Origin of the sequence: Herbaspirillum sp. NPDC087042 (genome assembly GCF_044745245.1) — a bacterium.
In the GTDB taxonomy this organism is placed as follows: Bacteria; Pseudomonadota; Gammaproteobacteria; order Burkholderiales; family Burkholderiaceae_D; genus Herbaspirillum.
Genome location: NZ_JBIUZW010000030.1, coordinates 7,597 through 24,185, shown reverse-complemented (window position 1 = coordinate 24,185; position 16,589 = coordinate 7,597). Strand labels below are relative to the sequence as shown.

The following is a 16,589-nucleotide window of genomic DNA, read 5'->3' as shown; positions in this document are numbered from 1 at the left end:
CGCTGTGATGAGCAGGATTGTGGTCTAAACATGGGTCAACTTTGGATGCAAATTTCCTGGGAAAGTGGGTCAGTTTTCAATGCAAATCAACACTCAAGAATATTCATGGCAAGGGTTACCAATGCATCGCTATTCATCAAGAAGCCTTTAGTAAAATTAAAAATTTTTTACTAAAATATCATTATTCTCTCGGTCCTGCCACCGTCCCGCAGTAGTTTCTAGACGAGAAATAATGTCAAATTAACCAAAAGATCAATGCGTTCTGGCGCTTGATGGGCAACGTCACCGGGGTCGATCTGGCGGGCATGGACTATGCGGCGCGCCTGCCCGTGCTGCTGGCGCAGGGCATCGGTCTGTGGGACGTGATCGCCACGGCACGGCGCATCGGCAGCCTGGACAGCGATATCCGCGATCATGTCCACAATGACCTGCTCGACCTGCTGGAGAAACTGCCACGGCTGCATACCATCGGCTTCAATGGCGGGACTGCGGCGAAGATAGGATTGAAGGCCCTGGGGGAGCGGGCCGGGGATTACCGGATCGTGATGCTGCCCTCCAGCAGTCCGGCGTATGCCGCGCTCGGCTATGCCGAGAAGCTGGCTTCGTGGCTGGCGCTGACACGGGAAGATCTCCGCATCGACGGCGATCGCTAATTCAGGCTGCGCTGGTAGAGGATGCCGAATCGCGCGGCCAAATCAGCCAGGCGCTTGTCCAGAGTCCACAAGGCGGCACCTGGCGTCATCAGCACCGATGCCAGCAGGCTCACATCGACCAGGCCACAACCGAGCCCATACAGCCGTTCACGCTCGATCAACTCCACGACTTCATGTGCGGCAGCCTGCTGTGTCTTGCGCAGCGAGCCGACGTTGCGCAAGGTGCGCTCGCGTGGCGCTGGCGGCGTGCCGCAGGCAAGTTCGAGCAATACCATGGGATGGGTCAACGCCAGGTCAAGGTGAAGCAGACTCACCAGCGTCTCGCTGCGCTGACGGAAATGCGCCACCCACACAGACGTGTCGACGAGAACCCCCTCCATCAGGGTAGCGGCTCACCGCGCCGCCGGGGAATAGCCTCCATCTCGGACGTGCTGCCACCCAGGGCCGCCAGGCGCTTGGCGGCCTGGACCCGGACAAAGGTCTTGATCGCCTCGCGAAACAGGTCCGCCTTCTCCATGGCGGGATCGGCCATTTCCAGCGCACTCTCATACAGATCGTCGTCAATGGTGACTGTCGTTCTCATGGAAGCCCCCGCATCAATAAAAGCACCATTTTGCACCAAAATTGGCATCCCAACTGGTATCCCGATCGCTCATTTCCGGAAAAAAACATAATCGTAGAACTCCCCCGAGAACCCGCCATTGAAGATGAGGTATTCCAGCGCCTTCGCGAAGAACACGATGGCGCAGAATACGACGGCGAGCTTGAGGCAGAGGATGAGGTTCTTGAGCATGTCAAGAGTGTAATACTTCCCCTGCCGGCCGGGTGCAAGGCCCGGATCGCGTGGACGTAAAAAAACCGCCCGGCACCAGCACGGGCGGTCCAGGAAGGCAATGCCAATCAGAAGGCCGGTACCAGCGAACCCTTGAACTCACTTTCGATGAACTTGCGTACCTCGTCAGAGTGATAGGCCGCGACCAGCTTCTTCACCCAGGGCTTGTCCTTGTCCTCGGGCCGGGTGGCGATGATGTTGGCGTAGCGGCCACGCGGATCTTCCACGGCGATGGTGTCCTTCTGCAGCGACAGACCGGCCTTGAAAGCGTAGTCGTTGTTGATCGAGGCCGCCGCCAGGTCATCCAGCGAGCGCGGCAATTGCGCCGCATCCAGCTCCACCAGCTTGAGCTTGCGCGGATTGTCCACCACATCCAGCGGGGTGGCGTTCACACCGTTCTCGCCCACGCCCGGCTTGAGCTTGATCAGGCCTGCCTTCTGCAACAGCAGCAAAGCCCGATTGCCGTTGGAGGGATCATTCTGGATGCCGATGGCAGCACCATTGGGCAGTTGATCGACCGATTTGAACTTGCGCGAATAGATGCCCAGCGGCGCCGTGATGGTCAGGCCCACCGGGACGATCTTGTAGCCACGTGCGGCGATCTGGCTCTCCAGGTAGGGGCGATGCTGGAAGGCATTGGCATCCAGGTCGCCGGCAGCGAGCGCGGCATTGGGTTGCAGGTAGTCGCTGAAGACCACGGTCTGTACCTCCAGGCCGTCGCGGGCGGCGACCTTCTTGACCACCTCGAAGATGGCTTCGGCGCTGCCGACCGAGATGCCGACCTTGATCCTGTTTTTCTCTTGTGCAAAAGCGCCATGGGGCGTCAAGGCCAGGGCCAGGGCGCCAGCGGCGGCAACGCCCTTGATGATTGCTGCAAATGGCATGTGAACTCCGGGAATGATGAGGACAGCATGCTCACATGCGCTCAAGCGCGACAGAAGGAATGAATCCGCATGTCGATATGCGCAAAGCGCTGCAAACACGAGGCCACGGCACCGGACAAGGTATCATTCGGCATCCGCAAGCGCCCCGCCTCCTCCTGGGGCCTTCGTCAGAATCATTCACACCATGCTCATCAGAAGAAAATCCATCGAAGCCCAGGCCAATACCAAGGCCGGCCCCAACCGTCGCCGCCAGCAGATCGAAGCCGACGCCAGCAAGCCCCGCAAACCAAAGTACGCACCGGTGACACTGTCCGAACTGGAAGGCGTGCGCTATTTACACTTCGGTACCGAGTGGGTGCAAGGTGCCATGCGCATCCGCAAGCCGGACTGGATCGAGCTGGAATACGCCCAGCAGATGATGGCCTGGATGCTATTCAACCGCGATCCACGTCACATCGTGCAACTGGGCCTGGGAACGGGCGCGCTGACCAAGTTCAGCTATCGCCATTTTGCACAGGCGCAGGTGACGGCGGTGGAGTTGAACCCGGCCGTCATCAGCATCTGCCACAGCATGTTCAAGCTGCCCGAAGCTGATGAGCGTCTCATGCTCATCGAGAGCGATGCCATGGACTTCATCGTCCACGCCGCCACGCACGGCATCATCGATGCCCTGCAGGTGGACCTGTATGACGCCACGGCACGCGGACCGGTGCTGGACAGTCCCGAGTTCTACCAGGCCTGCTACGACAGCCTGGCGCCGGGTGGCGTCATGACCGTGAACCTGTTCGGCGACCATCCCAGCTATGCCAGGAACCTGCGGGCCATGGAGTTTGCCTTCGACAGCGTCGTCTCCCTGCCCGAGGTCCATGACGGTAACGTGGTGGCGCTAGCCTTCAAGGGCGAGCCCGAGTTCGACTTCCCGGAACTGTATGCACGAGCGGCACTGATCGAGAGCCAGACCAAGCTGCCGGCGAAGTCCTGGGTGAATGGCATCAAGGCTGCGCTGTAATACCTGAATGGGACAATAAGCCACAGGAGACGGGGCTTTCGCGGGCGGGCTAAGTGAATGGATAAAATATTTTCATCTTTTTCACAGAAAATGCTTGCACAGCCCTATAGCCCCACCTATAATGCGCTCTCTCTTGCAGCACACAGCAACAACAAGTGCAGCAACGGGGCGTTAGCTCAGCTGGTAGAGCAGCGGACTCTTAATCCGTAGGTCCACAGTTCGAATCTGTGACGCCCCACCAAATTTCAAAAGGCCTCCTGAAATAGAGGCCTTTTTCACTTCCCAGTCTTCCTGGCCTTGCCAGGTGTGACCAAGGGGCGTTAGCTCAGCTGGTAGAGCAGCGGACTCTTAATCCGTAGGTCCACAGTTCGAATCTGTGACGCCCCACCAAATGCAGCAAGAAGAAAGCACTGCGAGAAATCGCGGTGCTTTTTTTCTTTCCGGCCCCCAATCATCGTGTCCGGCTCACGCATCCCGCGCCACCCCATCCCCTTCCGGCGCGGAAGCGGCTGGTTCCCCCGCCATGCCATCCTGCTTCGCCTCGGGCGCTGCCGACTTGGGCGGCCGCCCCGGCTTGCCCCGCTTGCTTTCCCGGACCGCATAGAAATCACGCTTCTTGCGGCTGGCCACGGACATGCGCGCCATGCCATCCAGCAATTGCACCAGCGCATTGCGCGTCGGTGTATCGACACAGCGATAACTGGCGATCAGCTCACTTTCCTCCGCCGAAGGGGCCGCACCCCGCATCCCGGTCAGCACATAGGTGACGTCGATGCCGATGGCACTCAGGCCGTGCAGGTAGTAGGCGTCCGGGGCTGTCTCGCCGATCTCGTACTTGATCTGGGTACGGGCGGTGATCTCGAGTTCGTCAGCCACGGATTTCTGGGTATGGCCGCAGCGACTGCGTTCTTTTGCCAGCCGATCACCAAGTATTGTCAAATATTCACTTTTATTCGATGACATCTGAAACCCACCTCTCCTAGAATGTTTCTCTCGGACCAACAAGCGAGGAGACATCTTATGGCAGCCAAGCAGCCAACCGAACGCAAGCCCGCAAATGGAGCGGCACGTCTGGTGAATTTTCGACTTTCCAAAACGGAACTGGATGAGGCTAACCACTTTGCGGAACAAACTTACCGATCCCGGGCACTTTTCATTCGGCTGATGTATTTGCGCGGCCTGCACGCCTATCGGCACGATCTGGACGAGGACTAAAACAGAAGAAACACGCGACCAGCCACTAACTGCTAGCCGCTAGCCAGGCATCACCGCACAAGCCGCTACCCGACGCGCCAGGAAATCACAGACGGCCAGCAGGACCTGCTCCGGTTGCTCGCGATGCGGCACATGCCCGCATGACGACAGCACCCGGCATTCGCGCGGCCCTCCCCCGCTCCCGCCTGGCCCGCCGTCTTGCCCGACGATGCGCCGGGGATGTGCCAGCGAGCCATACTCGTCCTGGTCGCCATGCAGGGCCAGGACCGGACAGCGCACGCGGGCCAGCGCGGCATCCAGCGACCAGCTGGCGAATCCGGGGTGCAGCCAGGTATCGATCCAGGCGTCGAGTACCCACCGAGCCTTCTGCGCGTCGTTGCCGTGGTACCTCGCCAGCCGCATCACCTGGGCCGGATCGGCAAAGCTGTCGCGTGCAGCGCGTATGCCTTCCAGCGTGCGCTCCTCGACGAAGGCCTGGGCCGATTCGGTGATCACGGCCACCACCTGTTGCGGCAGCTGCGCGGCGGCCGAGATCGCCATCCCGCCGCCCACGCTGTGACCGAACAACACCACCGGCCCCAGCGCCAGTTGCTGCAATACCGCCAGCAGCCAGGGCCGGGCTTCGGCGGCAATGAAATCGGCAGGCAGGCGGTCATGGCGTGCCTGCGAAGCACCAAAGCCATAGCGGTCATAGGCGACCACGGCGCAGCCGGTGCGCGCCGACAATTGCGCCGGGAATTCCCGCCACAAGGCCACCCCACCCAGCGACTCGTGCATCAGCACGATGGCCGGGCGGTCCGCGCTGCGCTGTCCCCACAGACTGGCTTGCAGGGTGACGCCATCGACGTCGACCCGGTATGGTTGCGGCACATCCATCCACACTCCTTCGCAAAAGAAAAGGCGCACCCGGAGGTGCGCCTTAAACAGCATTCAAGAGGTATGTCTCCCCCTTAATATACCGGACACGCTATCTGCCTACACGACGTGCGAGCCCCAGTATGACGCCAGGCGCATGACGGATAGGCAGCCCTCGCAGGCCATCAGTGATGCGCACCGCCGCCCAGATAGGCGGCTTTCACCGCCGGATCGTTCTGCAGCTTGTCGGCGGGTCCATGTACGGAGATCCTGCCATTCTCCAGCACATATCCGTAATCCGCAACATTCAGTGCAGCCGCCGCGAACTGCTCCACCAGCAGCATGGTCACGCCCTGCTCCTTCAGACGCAGGATGATGCGGAACACTTCATCGACCAGGATGGGTGCCAGCCCCATCGAGGGCTCGTCCAGCAGGATGACCTCGGGATTGAGCATGACGGCGCGCGCCATGGCCAGCATCTGCTGCTCGCCGCCCGAGAGGGTCCCGGCCAGCTGGGTCTGCCGTTCCTTCAGGCGCGGGAACAGCTCCAGCGCGCGCTCCAGGTCATGGGCGATATCTCCCTTGGGACGCGCCCGGGTAAAGCGCGGGAAGGCCCCCAGCAAGAGGTTGTCGGTCACGCTCATGGTGGCGAAGACACGGCGGCCTTCGGGCGAATGCGCCAGGCCGAAGCGGGCGATCTTGTGCGAATCCAGGCCGGTGATGTTCTTGCCGCCGAGCGTGACTTCCCCGCCCTTCGGTTTGAGCATGCCTGAGATGGCGCGCATGGTGGTGGTCTTGCCGGCACCGTTGGAACCGATCAGGGTCACGACCTTGCCCTTGGGAACGTCCATCGAGATGCCATGCAGCACCTCGACCTTGCCGTAGGCGGCGTGCAGGTTGGAAATAGTCAGCATGTTCAGGCTCCCGCGGGGCTGGATGTATTGTCATGGGCATCGCCCGCGCCACTGCCAAGGTAGGCATCGATGACCTTAGGGTCGGCCTGGACCTGGGCCGGCCGGCCTTCGGCGATCTTCTGGCCGAAATCGAGCACGGTGACGGTATCGCAGATCGACATGACCACGTCCATGTGGTGTTCGATCAGGATGATGGTGATGCCGGCTTCGCGGATCTTGCGGATGATGGCAACGAGCTCCTTGATGTCGGGCGCGGTCAGGCCGGCAGCCGGTTCGTCCAGCAGCAACAGGCTCGGGTTCAGGCCCAGTGCGCGACCGATTTCCAGCAGGCGCTGCTTGCCGTAGGGCAGGTTACGCGCTTCCTCGTTGGCCAGGTTGGCCAGGCCGACGAACTCCAGGATGGCGGCGGCGCGCTCGCGGGCGGCCTGCTCTTCCCGGGTATAGCGGGGCGAGTTGACCATCACGTCGACGACATTGCTGTTGAAGGTGTGATGCAGGCCCACCAGCACGTTCTCGGTGGCCGTCATTTCACCGAACAGCTGCACGTTCTGGAAAGTCCGTGCCACCCCACCCAGGGCAATGGCCGAGGGCGTGGTGCCGGAGATCTGGCGACCGTCGTACTCCACCGCACCATCGGTGGGACGATAGATGCCGGTCAGCACGTTCATCATGGTGCTCTTGCCGGAGCCGTTGGGGCCGATCAGGCCATGCACGGTCCCCTTGCGCACATCCAGGTCGACGCGGTTGAGCGCCTTCAGGCCACCGAACTGCATCAGGATCTGGTTGACCTTCAGGAGGGTCGCCCCGGCATCCTTGACCGAGTCGGTCGTGATGACGGCACGCTCCTTGTCGCCCGCGATCTGCTGGGCCACCGGTACATGTTTGGTGAGCATGCGGCCGAACAGGCTGCGGCAGAAGCCGACGATGCCATCCTGCAGGTAATAGACCACGAACAGGGTCATCAGGCCGAAGATGGTCAGGCGCCAGTCGGTGATGTTCTCCAGCTTGTACGAGAAGGCCGCCATGGCAACCGTGGCCACCACCGGTACGGCCACGCCGCGCGCTGTCTTGGTCTTGCGGCTCACCTGCACGGCAGCACCGACGACCACGATCAGGGCCAGGGCCGTGGCGATCTGGCGGAACAGTTCGATGTCCGACAGCAGGCTGGGCAGCATCACCACGATCAGAGCGCCGATGAGCGAACCGATACGCGACTTGCGCCCGCCCATGATCACCGCCAGCAGGAACATGATGGTCAGCTCGAAGTTGTAGGTATTGGGCGAGATGTACTCTTCCGAATACGCATACAGGGCGCCCGAGAGGCCAGCCAGCGCCGCGCTGATGATGAAGGCATAGACCTTGTAGCGATACACCGACACGCCCATGCAATCCGAGGCAATGGGGCTGTCACGCAGCGCCTGGAAGGCGCGGCCCAGGTTGGACTTGAGGATGCGATGCACCACCAGCATGGCGACCACGGTCAGCGCGGCCACCACGTAGAAGAACTGCACTTCGCTCATCTTCTCGCCGCCGATCATCGGCTTGGCCAGCTTGATCCCCAGCGGACCTTCGGTGAGGAAGGTCATCTCGTTGATCAGGATCTGGATGATGGTGCCGAACGCCAGCGTCACCATGGCCAGGTAAGGACCGGTCACGCGCAGCGCCGGCAGGGCCAGGATGGCGCCGAACACCGCCGTCACGGCGATGGCCGCCGGAATGGTCAGGAAGATCGGCAGGCCCAGCTTGAAGAACAGCACGCCGGCAGCGTAGGAGCCGATGCCGAACAGGCCGGCATGGCCCAGCGAGACCTGGCCGGTATAGCCGACCACGATGTCCAGCCCGAACAGCAGGATGGCATAGATGAGGATGGTTTCGACCAGGTGCAGGTAATACGGGTTGTGCACCACCATGGGAATGCCGGCCAGGGCGACGATGCCCAGCAGGGACAACAGCAATAGTTTCTTGTTCATGGCGTCAGACCTTCTTGATCGCAGTTTTGCCGAACAGGCCTGCAGGTTTGATGGCCAGTACCAGCAGCAGCAGCACCAGGCCCGGGACTTCCTTGTAGCCGGTCGAGATGTAGAAACCGGTGAGGGTCTCGGCCACCCCCAGGATCAGGCCACCGACGATGGCGCCCATGCCCGAGGTCAGCCCGCCGATGATGGCCACCGCAAAGGCCTTCAGGCCCAGCGCCGCGCCCATGGTGGCGCCGGTCAGCGTCAGCGGTGCCACCAGCACGCCGGCAAAGGCCGCCGTGGCCGACGACAGCGCATAGGAGAAAGTGATCACCATGCTGGTATTGATGCCCATCAGGCCCGCCGCATCACGGTCGTTGGAGGTGGCCACCACGGCCTTGCCGTAGATGGACTTGCGGTTGAACAGTTCGACTGCGGCCATGATCACCAGGGCCCCTACCACCACCAGCACCTGCATGGGTTGCACGTTGGCGCCCAGGATCTGGAAAGGGGTGCCCGAGATCGGCGAGGGGAACGGCAGGTCATCCTTGCCCCAGATGTTCTCGGCGACGTTCTTGAAGATGATGGCCAGCGCGATGGTGGACATGATCCAGCCGAATTCGGACTTGATCTTGATGGCCGGACGCACGCCTATCCATTCGACGAACATGCCTTGCAGCGCGCCGAAGACCAGGACGATGGGGATCATCAGCCAGTAATTGAGGTAAGGTCCGCCGTGGATATTGCCCACGACCGACAGGCCCACCAGCGCGCCCAGCATCAGGGCTTCACCCTGGCCGAAATTGAGCGTGCCAGACGTGGCAAAGGTCAGTTGGTAACCGAAGGCGATCACGGCATAGATCATGCCGAGCGCGATCCCGGAGAAGACCAGTTGTAAGAGGATGTCCATTGTGTTTCCCAAGAAGCGGCTACCGCCGGGTGGCGGCATGGAGCTGTGACGACGCCGCGGTGCCGACAGGTCGGACCGTTAGGAATTCGTCAACAGTTCGTGTGAAAAAGGCCAGCCCCCGGATCGCAAGGACTGGCCTCTTCGACTACTGTGCGTGAAGTCGGCGTCGAATCTTATTTGCCGAGGACGACGCGGCCGTTCTTGACCTCGCCGATCACCACGTTGGCCGGCTTGATGGCTTCGTGATCGTCGTGGGTGAACGGCTTGTCATAGGTGGTGACCACGCCTTCGACCTTGGTGTTCAGGCTTTCCAGTGCGGCGCGGACCTTGTCGCCATCGGTGGAACCAGCCTGCTTGATGGCAGCGGCCAGCAGCAGGATGGAGTCATAGCCTTGGGCAGCGGACACGGCCGAGGGCATGCGGTCAACCTTGTAGGCCTTCTGGTAAGCCTCGATGAAGGCCTTGCGCTTGGGGGTGTTGCCGTCCTGGATGAAGGTCTGCGGCATGCGGGCGCCGTTGCCGTTCTTGCCGGAGTTGTCGAAGAAGTTACCCATGGACAGCGGCCAGCTGCCGATGATGGGCACGTGCCAGTTCAGTTTTCCATGCCGTTGGCGATCTGCGCCAGTTCCGGGCCGATACCGTAGGTCAGCACGGCCTGGGCGCCACCCTGCTTGGACTTGAGCAGCTGGGCCGTCATGTCGACGTCCTTGATGTTGTACTTCTCGACGGCCACCGGGGTGACCTTCTTGTCGGCCAACACCTTCTCCAGGTCTTCGCGGCCGAGCTGGCCGTAGTTGGTGGAGTCGGCCAGGATGGCGACCTTGGTGAATTTCTGCTTGTCGACGGCTTCATCGGCGATCATCTTGGCCTGGATCTTGTCGGCAGCCGAGGTGCGGAAGATGTAGTTGTCCTTGTCCTTCTCGAACTGCTTGGTGATCACGGTGCCGGTGGCGACGTTGTTGATCACGGGGATCTTGGCTTCCTGGTAGAAGCGCTGCGAGGCCAGGGCCACGCCGGTGTTGATGAAGCCGACGGTGGCAACCACCTTTTCCTTGTTGATCAGTTCCTGGGCGATCTGCACGCCGCGCTCGTTCTTGGCTTCATCATCGCGCTCCACCACTTGCAGCTGGCGGCCCAGCACGCCGCCGGCGGCGTTGATCTCGGCCACGGCCAGCTTGACGCCGTCGCGCATGGACACGCCCATGGGGGCGGAACCACCGGTATAGGGACCGGACACGCCGATCTTGATGGGGTCTGCCGCTTGCGAAGACATCGCCAGCGTCATCAGGGCTGCGGCCACGAAGGCCTGGGTCTTGTAGGTCATTGTCATCCTCCAGTATGTAGTTGTCGGCTGGCCCATCGGGGACGGTCCAAGCTCTTTGGAACCCGCTCCGGTGCGAAACGAATTCTCGGCTCCCTCCGCTCTGTGGCGGATCCTTGCGGGAGTGTCGGGCCGATTCTGTCGCAGTTTCCTTGCGCCAAACTTACAAGCTTGTCAGCAAGTGTCGCAGCGAATCGGGCAGCGCCATGGACTTTTCTTTCTTGAAATCAACCCAGACGATCTTTGCGCTGCCGTCAGCATAAATGATCTGCTCATCGCCAGCGTCGCGGATGACATACGTAGTTTCCACACTCGTACGCCCCAGGTGGCCGGCGAACATCTGGACCACGATACTGGCCGGATACTTCATCTGGCGGCGGAAATTGCAGTGCGCATTGACGATCACAGGCCCCTCTTCCCCAGCGATGGTGGGGCCGAAGACCTCTTCCAGCCACTCGATGCGGCACTGCTCCATGAAGCGGAAATAGATGGTGTTGTTAACATGGCCGAAGGCATCCATGTCCCCCCAGCGGATGGTCTGCCGGGAGACATACAACGACTTGTGCGCCTGTTCGCTATGACTGCTCATGTGGGTCCTTTCCCTGTTTGATTCATCAATGACTGCAATTCTTTTCATGCGGGCAATTCATCTGCAGCATGTTCGTGATGTACTTTTTACCGCACTTTGCTGCACTGCATAACATCTGGTTATCAATACAAGCCAATACGGTATGAGGCTGGTTTGGCAAAATCCAATAGAATACGCGGCATTCCCCGCAGCCCGCCGACGCCGCATCCTGCACTGCACGCAGCACCGGGCTTCCGTTGAGAACGCATAAAAATGACGCTAAAAGCGTCATGACCACTAGCGTTCCTTCGAAAAATACTTAACAATAGCACGATCGTTCGAAAAACAGGCAGTTCACATAACACGGGACACCCATGACTTCATCTCAAGACTTGCTAGATCAATACGGCCCACGCGAATCCATGGAATATGACGTGGTCGTCGTCGGCGGCGGCCCGGCCGGCCTGTCGGCGGCCATCCGCCTCAAACAGCTGGCGGCCCAGCAAGGCCGGGAGGTGTCGGTCTGCGTACTGGAAAAAGGCAGCGAAGTCGGCGCCCACATCCTCTCCGGCGCGGTCATGGACCCGCGCGCCCTGAGCGAACTCATCCCTGATTGGAAGGCGCAAGGCGCGCCGCTGGAGACAAAGGTGAGCGAAGACCGCTTCCTCTTCCTCTCCGCCACCAAGGCCTACAAGACACCCAACTGGCTGCTGCCAGCCTGTTTCCAGAATCACGGCAACTACGTGATCTCGCTGTCCAACGTCACCCGCTGGCTGGGCCAGCAGGCCGAGGCGCTGGGCGTGGAGATCTTCCCCGGCTTCCCGGCTGCCGAGGTCCTCTACAACGACGATGGCTCGGTCAAGGGCGTGGCCACCGGCAACATGGGCATCAACAAGGAAGGCGAGCCCGGTCCCGAATTCCAGCTGGGCATGGAACTGCATGCCAAGTACACCTTCTTCGCCGAAGGCGCGCGTGGTCACCTGGGCAAGCAACTGATCGCCAAGTACAAACTGGACGCCGGCCGTGATCCGCAGACCTATGCCATCGGCATCAAGGAATTGTGGGAAGTGAAGCCGGAGGTGCACCAGCCCGGCCTGGTGGTCCACACCGCCGGCTGGCCGCTGGCCAACGATACCTATGGCGGCTCCTTCCTGTATCACCTGGAAAACAACCAGGTCGCGGTGGGTTACGTGGTGGGCCTGGCCTACGAGAATCCCTATCTGTCGCCCTTCGAGGAATTCCAGCGCTACAAGACCCACCCGGAGATCCGCAAGTTCTTCGAGGGCGGCAAGCGCCTCTCTTACGGTGCCCGCGCCATCACCGCCGGTGGTGTGCAATCGCTGCCCAAGCTGGTGTTCCCGGGTGGTGCGCTGCTGGGCTGCGACGCCGGCTTCCTCAATGCCTCGCGCATCAAGGGCAGCCACGCCGCCATCAAGAGCGGCATGATGGCAGCGGACGCCGCCTTCCAGGCCCTGGGCGAGAATCGCCAGTCTGATGAGCTGGCCGCCTATCCGGCCGCGTTCGAAGCGTCGTGGCTGAAGGAAGAATTGCACAAGGCCCGCAACTTCAAGCCCTCGATGAGTCGTGGGCTGGTGACCGGCACGCTGCTGGTGGGCATCGACCAGGTGCTCTTCGGCGGCAAGGCGCCGTGGACCCTGCGTCATACGCATGCGGACCATGAGTGCCTGAAACCAGCGGCCAACTATGCGCCGATCGCCTATCCGAAGCCGGACGGCAAGCTGACTTTCGACCGCCTCTCATCAGTGTTCATCTCCAACACCAACCACGGCGAAGACCAGCCCGCCCACCTCACGCTCAAGGACAAGAACGTGCCGGTGCAGATCAACCTGGCCAAGTACGCCGGCCCGGAATCGCGCTACTGCCCGGCGGGGGTGTATGAGTTCGTCAGGAACGAGGACAACAGCGAACGCCTGCAGATCAATGCCCAGAACTGCGTGCACTGCAAGACCTGTGACATCAAGGACCCGACCCAGAACATCGTCTGGGTGACGCCCGAAGGCGGTGGTGGGCCCAACTACTCGGGCATGTAAGCCCCGCCGAAAAAACAAAGCCGCATCGGAAGACGATGCGGCTTTTTTCTTGCTGCAGGCCCGTAGGCCCTTGATCAGATACCGGCGGGACGCTCAGGCGGTGTCCAGCTGCCATTGACGACCTTCTCCAGCCAGAACACGCCGATGATGGTCTTCACATCGGTGATCTGGCCGTTGCGTACCTGTTCCAGCAGTTCCGGCAGCGGTGCCTTGTAGATGTCCAGGAATTCGCCCTCATCGAGCTGCCTCTCCCCTTCCGTCAGCCCACGCGCCAGATAGAGCACCAGATGTTCATCCGAATAGGCGATGGCATTGTGGATGGTGCAGACATACTGCCAATCGCTGGCCGTATAACCCGTCTCTTCCTTGAGCTCGCGCTTGGCGCAGACCAGGGTATCCTCGCCCGGATCGATCTTGCCGGCGGGGAATTCAATGAATACGCGATCCAGCGGATAGCGGAACTGCCGCTCCATCAGCACGCTGCCGTCATCGAACAGCGGCAATACCGTGACCGCGCCAGGATGCTTGATGTACTCGCGCTTGGCTTCCCGGCCATTGGGCAAGACGATGGTGTCTTGCTGGACCTTGAGGAAATGGCCTTCGTAGACCCGGCGGCTGTCTTTCTGCGTCTCTTTGAGATGGGCGTCCATGGGGTGACCGAGGAAAGAATGATGGAGAGGGAGAACAACAGCAGGGCACCGTGGCGACGCCTGCTGTCGGGAGCAAGGCACCGGTCACCAGGACCGGCACCTCATGCAGCTAGTCGCCTGTCAGGCGTGGGTCTTGCGCAGGTAGCGCAGCACGAAACCCGGAAAAGCCAGCACCAGGAACAGACAGCCGGTGACGGCATAGAATTCCCAGCCTTGCGAAAAGACATTGCCGACGCCGGCTTCGAGCTGACGCGCCACCAGACCGACCACAAAATACAGCAGCAGCAGTTCGATCAGGCGCACCCATACCGGCTTGACCCAGGCTGCATCCTTTTTCAGCGGGATCAGGGCAAACAGTTGCTGGTTGAAGAACGGCAAATTGGCCGCAAGCGCGGCCAACAGGATGACAACCCAGCTGAACAGGGAAATGTTCATTCCCCTGTCCCTTAGGCGACGACCTTGCTGAGGAAGGTCGCCAGCGTGGTGACGATGGCGTTGGTGCAGGCATCCATCAGGTGACCCGGCCACAGGCCGATGGCCAGTGCAGCGATACCGTTCAAGCTCAGCACGACGCGCATTTCAGGCGTAGCGACGATCTTGTTCGAATCGGTCGGATCATCGAAGTACATGACCTTGACCACACGGATGTAGTAGAAGGCACCGATCAGCGAGAAGATCACGGCCAGCACCGGCAGCCAGATCTGGCCGGTAGCCATGGCAGCCTGCAGCACCGACAGCTTGGCGTAGAAGCCCACCAGCGGGGGGATACCTGCCAGCGAGAACATCAGGATCATCATCACGGCGGCAAACCAGGGGCTACGCTGGTTCAGGCCCTTGAAGTCTTCCAGGGTGTCGGCTTCGAAACCGGCACGCGAGAGCAGGATGATCACGCCGAAGGAACCCAGGGTGGTGATCACGTAGGTCAGCGCATAGAACAGCGAGGAGCTGTAGGCGTTGACGGCCGAGAACAGGTTGCCGTCGACCACGCCCGACATCATGCCCAGGAGCATGAAGCCCATGTGGGAGATGGTCGAGTAGGCCAGCATGCGCTTGATGTTGCTCTGCGCGATGGCGGTGACGTTACCCAGGATGATGGACAGCACGGCCAGCACCATCAGCATCTGCTGCCAATCCACCGCCAGCGGCAGCATGCCTTCGACCAGCAGACGGAAGGTGATGGCGAAGGTCGCCAGCTTCGGTGCGGCGCCCAGCAGCAGGGTCACCGGAGTCGGCGAGCCCTGGTAGACGTCAGGCACCCACATGTGGAAGGGAACGGCACCCAGCTTGAAGGCCAGGCCGGCCACCACGAACACCACGCCGAACACCAGCGGAGTGCGATCGACGGTACCCGAGACGATGGCGCGGAAGACTTCGTTGAGTTCCAGCGAACCGCCGGTGGAACCGTAGAGCATGGACATGCCGTACAGCAGGAAACCGGAAGCCAGTGCACCCAGGATGAAGTACTTCATGCCGGCTTCGGTGGAAGCGGCGTTGTCACGACGCAGGGCCACCAGGGCGTACAGCGACAGCGACATCAGTTCCAGGCCCAGGTAGATGGACAGGAAGCTGTTGCCGGAGATCATGACCATCTGGCCCAGCAGGGCAAACAGGGCCAGTGCGTAGTATTCGCCACCCAGCGCGCCACCGGTGATGCCGCGTGCGGTGTTGTACTGGCGGGAGTAGATCAGCGTCACGCCGACACCCAGGTAGGTGAACAGCTTCAACAGGTTGGCCAGCGGATCGGACACGAACATGTTGTTGAACGTGTAGACCGTGGCACCGCTGTTGAGGTCGCCGAAGGTCAGTACCGCACACACCACCAGCGCTGCCAGCGACAGCAGATAAGTGATGACGCGCTTGGCTTCCGGCAGGAACATATCGATCAGCAGGATCGCGGAAGTCGCGATCAGCAGAAATATTTCCGGATAGACAGGGATCAGATTCATGTTATTCATTTAGTTACTACCGCTTGTGTTCGCCAGCTTGTGTCGCGACTTCCCGCCGCGCCGCCCGACCGGCTATGTCACACCGGCTCGTCTCGTTACTCGTTGTTGCCCAGCTTCTTTGCCAGCGGGACGCAAGCGCCCCGCCCTTCACATCTTTACTGCGCGATCAGTTGATCTTGGAGACCGCCACGTGCTGCAGCAGGTCGGTCACCGAGGTCTGGATGCTGTCGGTGATGATGGCCGGATACAGGCCCATGACCATGGTAGCAATCGCCAGCAGGCCCAGGATCAGGAATTCACGGCCATTCAAATCGACCAGCTCGGCCACGTGGTGATTGGCTACCTTGCCAAAGATCACGCGCTTGGCCAGCCACAGCGAGTAGGCCGCGCCCAGGATCAGGGCGGTGGCTGCCAGCAGGCCGATCCAGAAGTTGAACTTCACCGCGCCCAGGATCACCATGAATTCGCCGACGAAACCGGAAGTGGCCGGCAGGCCGCAGTTGGCCAGCGAGAACAGGATGAAGAAGAAGGCAAAGCGCGGCATCTTGTTGACCACACCACCGTACTGTGCAATCTCACGGGTGTGCATCTGGTCATACAGCACGCCGATACACATGAACATTGCGCCGGAGACGAAGCCGTGCGAGATCATCTGCACGATACCGCCCTGCACTGCCATGTCATTGAACATGAAGAAGCCCAGGGTGACGAAGCCCATGTGGGCGATCGACGAATAGGCCACCAGTTTCTTCATGTCCTTCTTCACCAGGGCCACCTGAAGTTTGTATTTGAGTGGTTTATGGTAATTGTTTATAATGATGTGTTT

Annotated in this window: 17 protein-coding genes, 2 tRNA genes and 2 pseudogenes; 6 read left to right on the top strand and 15 right to left on the bottom strand. The window is 60.9% G+C overall.

Going from position 1 to position 16,589, the window contains the following annotated elements; translation table 11 throughout:
• Positions 1 to 254 precede the first annotated feature (254 nt).
• Positions 255 to 653, top strand: a pseudogene (locus ACIPHN_RS25100) (DNA-deoxyinosine glycosylase); the annotation flags it as partial.
• On the opposite strand, the gene ACIPHN_RS25095 reads toward ACIPHN_RS25100, so the two are convergent.
• The 4 genes from ACIPHN_RS25095 to ACIPHN_RS25080 all read right to left on the bottom strand — a co-directional run bounded on the left by ACIPHN_RS25095 (position 650) and on the right by ACIPHN_RS25080 (position 2,369).
• Positions 650 to 1,033 carry a type II toxin-antitoxin system VapC family toxin gene (locus ACIPHN_RS25095; RefSeq protein WP_400441714.1) on the bottom strand — a complete coding sequence of 128 codons (384 nt, stop codon included), beginning with the start codon at positions 1,031 to 1,033 and terminating at the stop codon, positions 650 to 652. The pseudogene ACIPHN_RS25100 and the gene ACIPHN_RS25095 sit on opposite strands and share 4 nt — an antisense overlap.
• Positions 1,033 to 1,236 (bottom strand): type II toxin-antitoxin system VapB family antitoxin, encoded by a 204-nt coding sequence (locus ACIPHN_RS25090; protein WP_400441711.1) that lies wholly within the window; start codon positions 1,234 to 1,236, stop codon positions 1,033 to 1,035. Before ACIPHN_RS25090 ends, ACIPHN_RS25095 begins: the two co-directional genes overlap by 1 nt.
• Before the next feature lie 69 nt (positions 1,237 to 1,305).
• The gene (locus ACIPHN_RS25085) at positions 1,306 to 1,446 is read right to left on the bottom strand and encodes a hypothetical protein (protein ID WP_198984100.1); all 141 of its coding nucleotides are present in this window, start codon (positions 1,444 to 1,446) and stop codon (positions 1,306 to 1,308) included.
• A gap of 107 nt (positions 1,447 to 1,553) precedes the next feature.
• On the bottom strand, positions 1,554 to 2,369 hold the full coding sequence (locus ACIPHN_RS25080; protein WP_400441707.1) for a MetQ/NlpA family ABC transporter substrate-binding protein: 816 nt from the start codon (positions 2,367 to 2,369) through the stop codon (positions 1,554 to 1,556).
• Between the two features lie 184 nt (positions 2,370 to 2,553).
• Between ACIPHN_RS25080 and ACIPHN_RS25075 the strand changes: the two genes are divergently transcribed.
• The 3 genes from ACIPHN_RS25075 to ACIPHN_RS25065 all read left to right on the top strand — a co-directional run bounded on the left by ACIPHN_RS25075 (position 2,554) and on the right by ACIPHN_RS25065 (position 3,768).
• A complete protein-coding gene (locus tag ACIPHN_RS25075) occupies positions 2,554 to 3,378 on the top strand; it encodes a spermidine synthase (protein WP_400441704.1) in 825 nt (274 codons plus the stop codon).
• Between the two features lie 165 nt (positions 3,379 to 3,543).
• A tRNA-Lys gene (locus ACIPHN_RS25070) sits at positions 3,544 to 3,619 on the top strand.
• Between the two features lie 73 nt (positions 3,620 to 3,692).
• Positions 3,693 to 3,768, top strand: a tRNA-Lys gene (locus ACIPHN_RS25065).
• A gap of 75 nt (positions 3,769 to 3,843) precedes the next feature.
• Here the strand turns inward: ACIPHN_RS25065 and ACIPHN_RS25060 are convergent.
• The gene (locus tag ACIPHN_RS25060; protein ID WP_400441701.1) at positions 3,844 to 4,254 is read right to left on the bottom strand and encodes a transcriptional regulator; all 411 of its coding nucleotides are present in this window, start codon (positions 4,252 to 4,254) and stop codon (positions 3,844 to 3,846) included.
• A 144-nt stretch (positions 4,255 to 4,398) separates the two neighbouring features.
• Here ACIPHN_RS25060 and ACIPHN_RS25055 point away from each other — a divergent pair, with 144 nt between their 5' ends.
• Positions 4,399 to 4,593, top strand: coding sequence for a hypothetical protein (locus tag ACIPHN_RS25055; protein WP_400441698.1), 195 nt, complete (start codon positions 4,399 to 4,401; stop codon positions 4,591 to 4,593).
• A gap of 39 nt (positions 4,594 to 4,632) precedes the next feature.
• On the opposite strand, the gene ACIPHN_RS25050 is transcribed toward ACIPHN_RS25055, so the two are convergent.
• The 6 genes and pseudogenes from ACIPHN_RS25050 to ACIPHN_RS25025 all read right to left on the bottom strand — a co-directional run bounded on the left by ACIPHN_RS25050 (position 4,633) and on the right by ACIPHN_RS25025 (position 11,137).
• Positions 4,633 to 5,469 (bottom strand): alpha/beta fold hydrolase, encoded by an 837-nt coding sequence (locus tag ACIPHN_RS25050; RefSeq protein WP_400441695.1) that lies wholly within the window; start codon positions 5,467 to 5,469, stop codon positions 4,633 to 4,635.
• Between the two features lie 164 nt (positions 5,470 to 5,633).
• Positions 5,634 to 6,362: an ABC transporter ATP-binding protein gene (locus tag ACIPHN_RS25045; RefSeq protein WP_400441692.1), complete on the bottom strand. Its 729-nt coding sequence runs from the start codon at positions 6,360 to 6,362 to the stop codon at positions 5,634 to 5,636.
• A gap of 2 nt (positions 6,363 to 6,364) precedes the next feature.
• Entirely contained in the window at positions 6,365 to 8,332 is a 1,968-nt protein-coding gene (locus tag ACIPHN_RS25040) for an ATP-binding cassette domain-containing protein (protein ID WP_400441689.1), read from the bottom strand.
• A gap of 4 nt (positions 8,333 to 8,336) precedes the next feature.
• Complete coding sequence (locus ACIPHN_RS25035) at positions 8,337 to 9,227, bottom strand: branched-chain amino acid ABC transporter permease (protein WP_400441686.1); 891 nt, start codon at positions 9,225 to 9,227, stop codon at positions 8,337 to 8,339.
• Between the two features lie 173 nt (positions 9,228 to 9,400).
• Positions 9,401 to 10,551: pseudogene (locus tag ACIPHN_RS25030) on the bottom strand (ABC transporter substrate-binding protein).
• Positions 10,552 to 10,711: 160 nt separating this feature from the next.
• Complete coding sequence (locus tag ACIPHN_RS25025) at positions 10,712 to 11,137, bottom strand: acyl-CoA thioesterase (RefSeq protein ID WP_400441683.1); 426 nt, start codon at positions 11,135 to 11,137, stop codon at positions 10,712 to 10,714.
• Positions 11,138 to 11,490: 353 nt separating this feature from the next.
• Here ACIPHN_RS25025 and ACIPHN_RS25020 point away from each other — a divergent pair, with 353 nt between their 5' ends.
• Positions 11,491 to 13,167, top strand: a complete 1,677-nt coding sequence (locus ACIPHN_RS25020) for an electron transfer flavoprotein-ubiquinone oxidoreductase (RefSeq protein WP_400441680.1) — start codon at positions 11,491 to 11,493, stop codon at positions 13,165 to 13,167.
• Between the two features lie 74 nt (positions 13,168 to 13,241).
• On the opposite strand, the gene ACIPHN_RS25015 is transcribed toward ACIPHN_RS25020, so the two are convergent.
• The 4 genes from ACIPHN_RS25015 to ACIPHN_RS25000 all read right to left on the bottom strand — a co-directional run.
• Positions 13,242 to 13,817: an NUDIX domain-containing protein gene (locus ACIPHN_RS25015; RefSeq protein ID WP_400441677.1), complete on the bottom strand. Its 576-nt coding sequence runs from the start codon at positions 13,815 to 13,817 to the stop codon at positions 13,242 to 13,244.
• Positions 13,818 to 13,937: 120 nt separating this feature from the next.
• Positions 13,938 to 14,252, bottom strand: a complete 315-nt coding sequence (locus ACIPHN_RS25010) for a DUF2818 family protein (protein WP_198983366.1) — start codon at positions 14,250 to 14,252, stop codon at positions 13,938 to 13,940.
• 11 nt (positions 14,253 to 14,263) lie between these two features.
• A complete protein-coding gene (gene nuoN, locus ACIPHN_RS25005) occupies positions 14,264 to 15,772 on the bottom strand; it encodes an NADH-quinone oxidoreductase subunit NuoN (protein ID WP_400441674.1) in 1,509 nt (502 codons plus the stop codon).
• A 157-nt stretch (positions 15,773 to 15,929) separates the two neighbouring features.
• On the bottom strand, positions 15,930 to 16,589 hold a 660-nt coding region (locus ACIPHN_RS25000), incomplete at its 5' end, for a proton-conducting transporter membrane subunit (RefSeq protein WP_400441672.1).

Excerpts from the sequence above, each read along its gene's own strand:
- nuoN (WP_400441674.1), bottom strand. The coding sequence starts at position 15,772 with ATGAATAACATGAATCTGATCCCTGTCTATCCGGAAATATTTCTGCTG.
- ACIPHN_RS25045 (WP_400441692.1), bottom strand. The coding sequence starts at position 6,362 with ATGCTGACTATTTCCAACCTGCACGCCGCCTACGGCAAGGTCGAGGTG.
- ACIPHN_RS25075 (WP_400441704.1), top strand. The coding sequence starts at position 2,554 with ATGCTCATCAGAAGAAAATCCATCGAAGCCCAGGCCAATACCAAGGCC.
- ACIPHN_RS25025 (WP_400441683.1), bottom strand. The coding sequence starts at position 11,137 with ATGAGCAGTCATAGCGAACAGGCGCACAAGTCGTTGTATGTCTCCCGG.
- ACIPHN_RS25010 (WP_198983366.1), bottom strand. The coding sequence starts at position 14,252 with ATGAACATTTCCCTGTTCAGCTGGGTTGTCATCCTGTTGGCCGCGCTT.
- ACIPHN_RS25015 (WP_400441677.1), bottom strand. The coding sequence starts at position 13,817 with ATGGACGCCCATCTCAAAGAGACGCAGAAAGACAGCCGCCGGGTCTAC.
- ACIPHN_RS25035 (WP_400441686.1), bottom strand. The coding sequence starts at position 9,227 with ATGGACATCCTCTTACAACTGGTCTTCTCCGGGATCGCGCTCGGCATG.
- ACIPHN_RS25085 (WP_198984100.1), bottom strand. The coding sequence starts at position 1,446 with ATGCTCAAGAACCTCATCCTCTGCCTCAAGCTCGCCGTCGTATTCTGC.
- ACIPHN_RS25095 (WP_400441714.1), bottom strand. The coding sequence starts at position 1,033 with ATGGAGGGGGTTCTCGTCGACACGTCTGTGTGGGTGGCGCATTTCCGT.
- ACIPHN_RS25020 (WP_400441680.1), top strand. The coding sequence starts at position 11,491 with ATGACTTCATCTCAAGACTTGCTAGATCAATACGGCCCACGCGAATCC.
- ACIPHN_RS25040 (WP_400441689.1), bottom strand. The coding sequence starts at position 8,332 with ATGAACAAGAAACTATTGCTGTTGTCCCTGCTGGGCATCGTCGCCCTG.
- ACIPHN_RS25055 (WP_400441698.1), top strand. The coding sequence starts at position 4,399 with ATGGCAGCCAAGCAGCCAACCGAACGCAAGCCCGCAAATGGAGCGGCA.
- ACIPHN_RS25080 (WP_400441707.1), bottom strand. The coding sequence starts at position 2,369 with ATGCCATTTGCAGCAATCATCAAGGGCGTTGCCGCCGCTGGCGCCCTG.
- ACIPHN_RS25050 (WP_400441695.1), bottom strand. The coding sequence starts at position 5,469 with ATGGATGTGCCGCAACCATACCGGGTCGACGTCGATGGCGTCACCCTG.
- ACIPHN_RS25090 (WP_400441711.1), bottom strand. The coding sequence starts at position 1,236 with ATGAGAACGACAGTCACCATTGACGACGATCTGTATGAGAGTGCGCTG.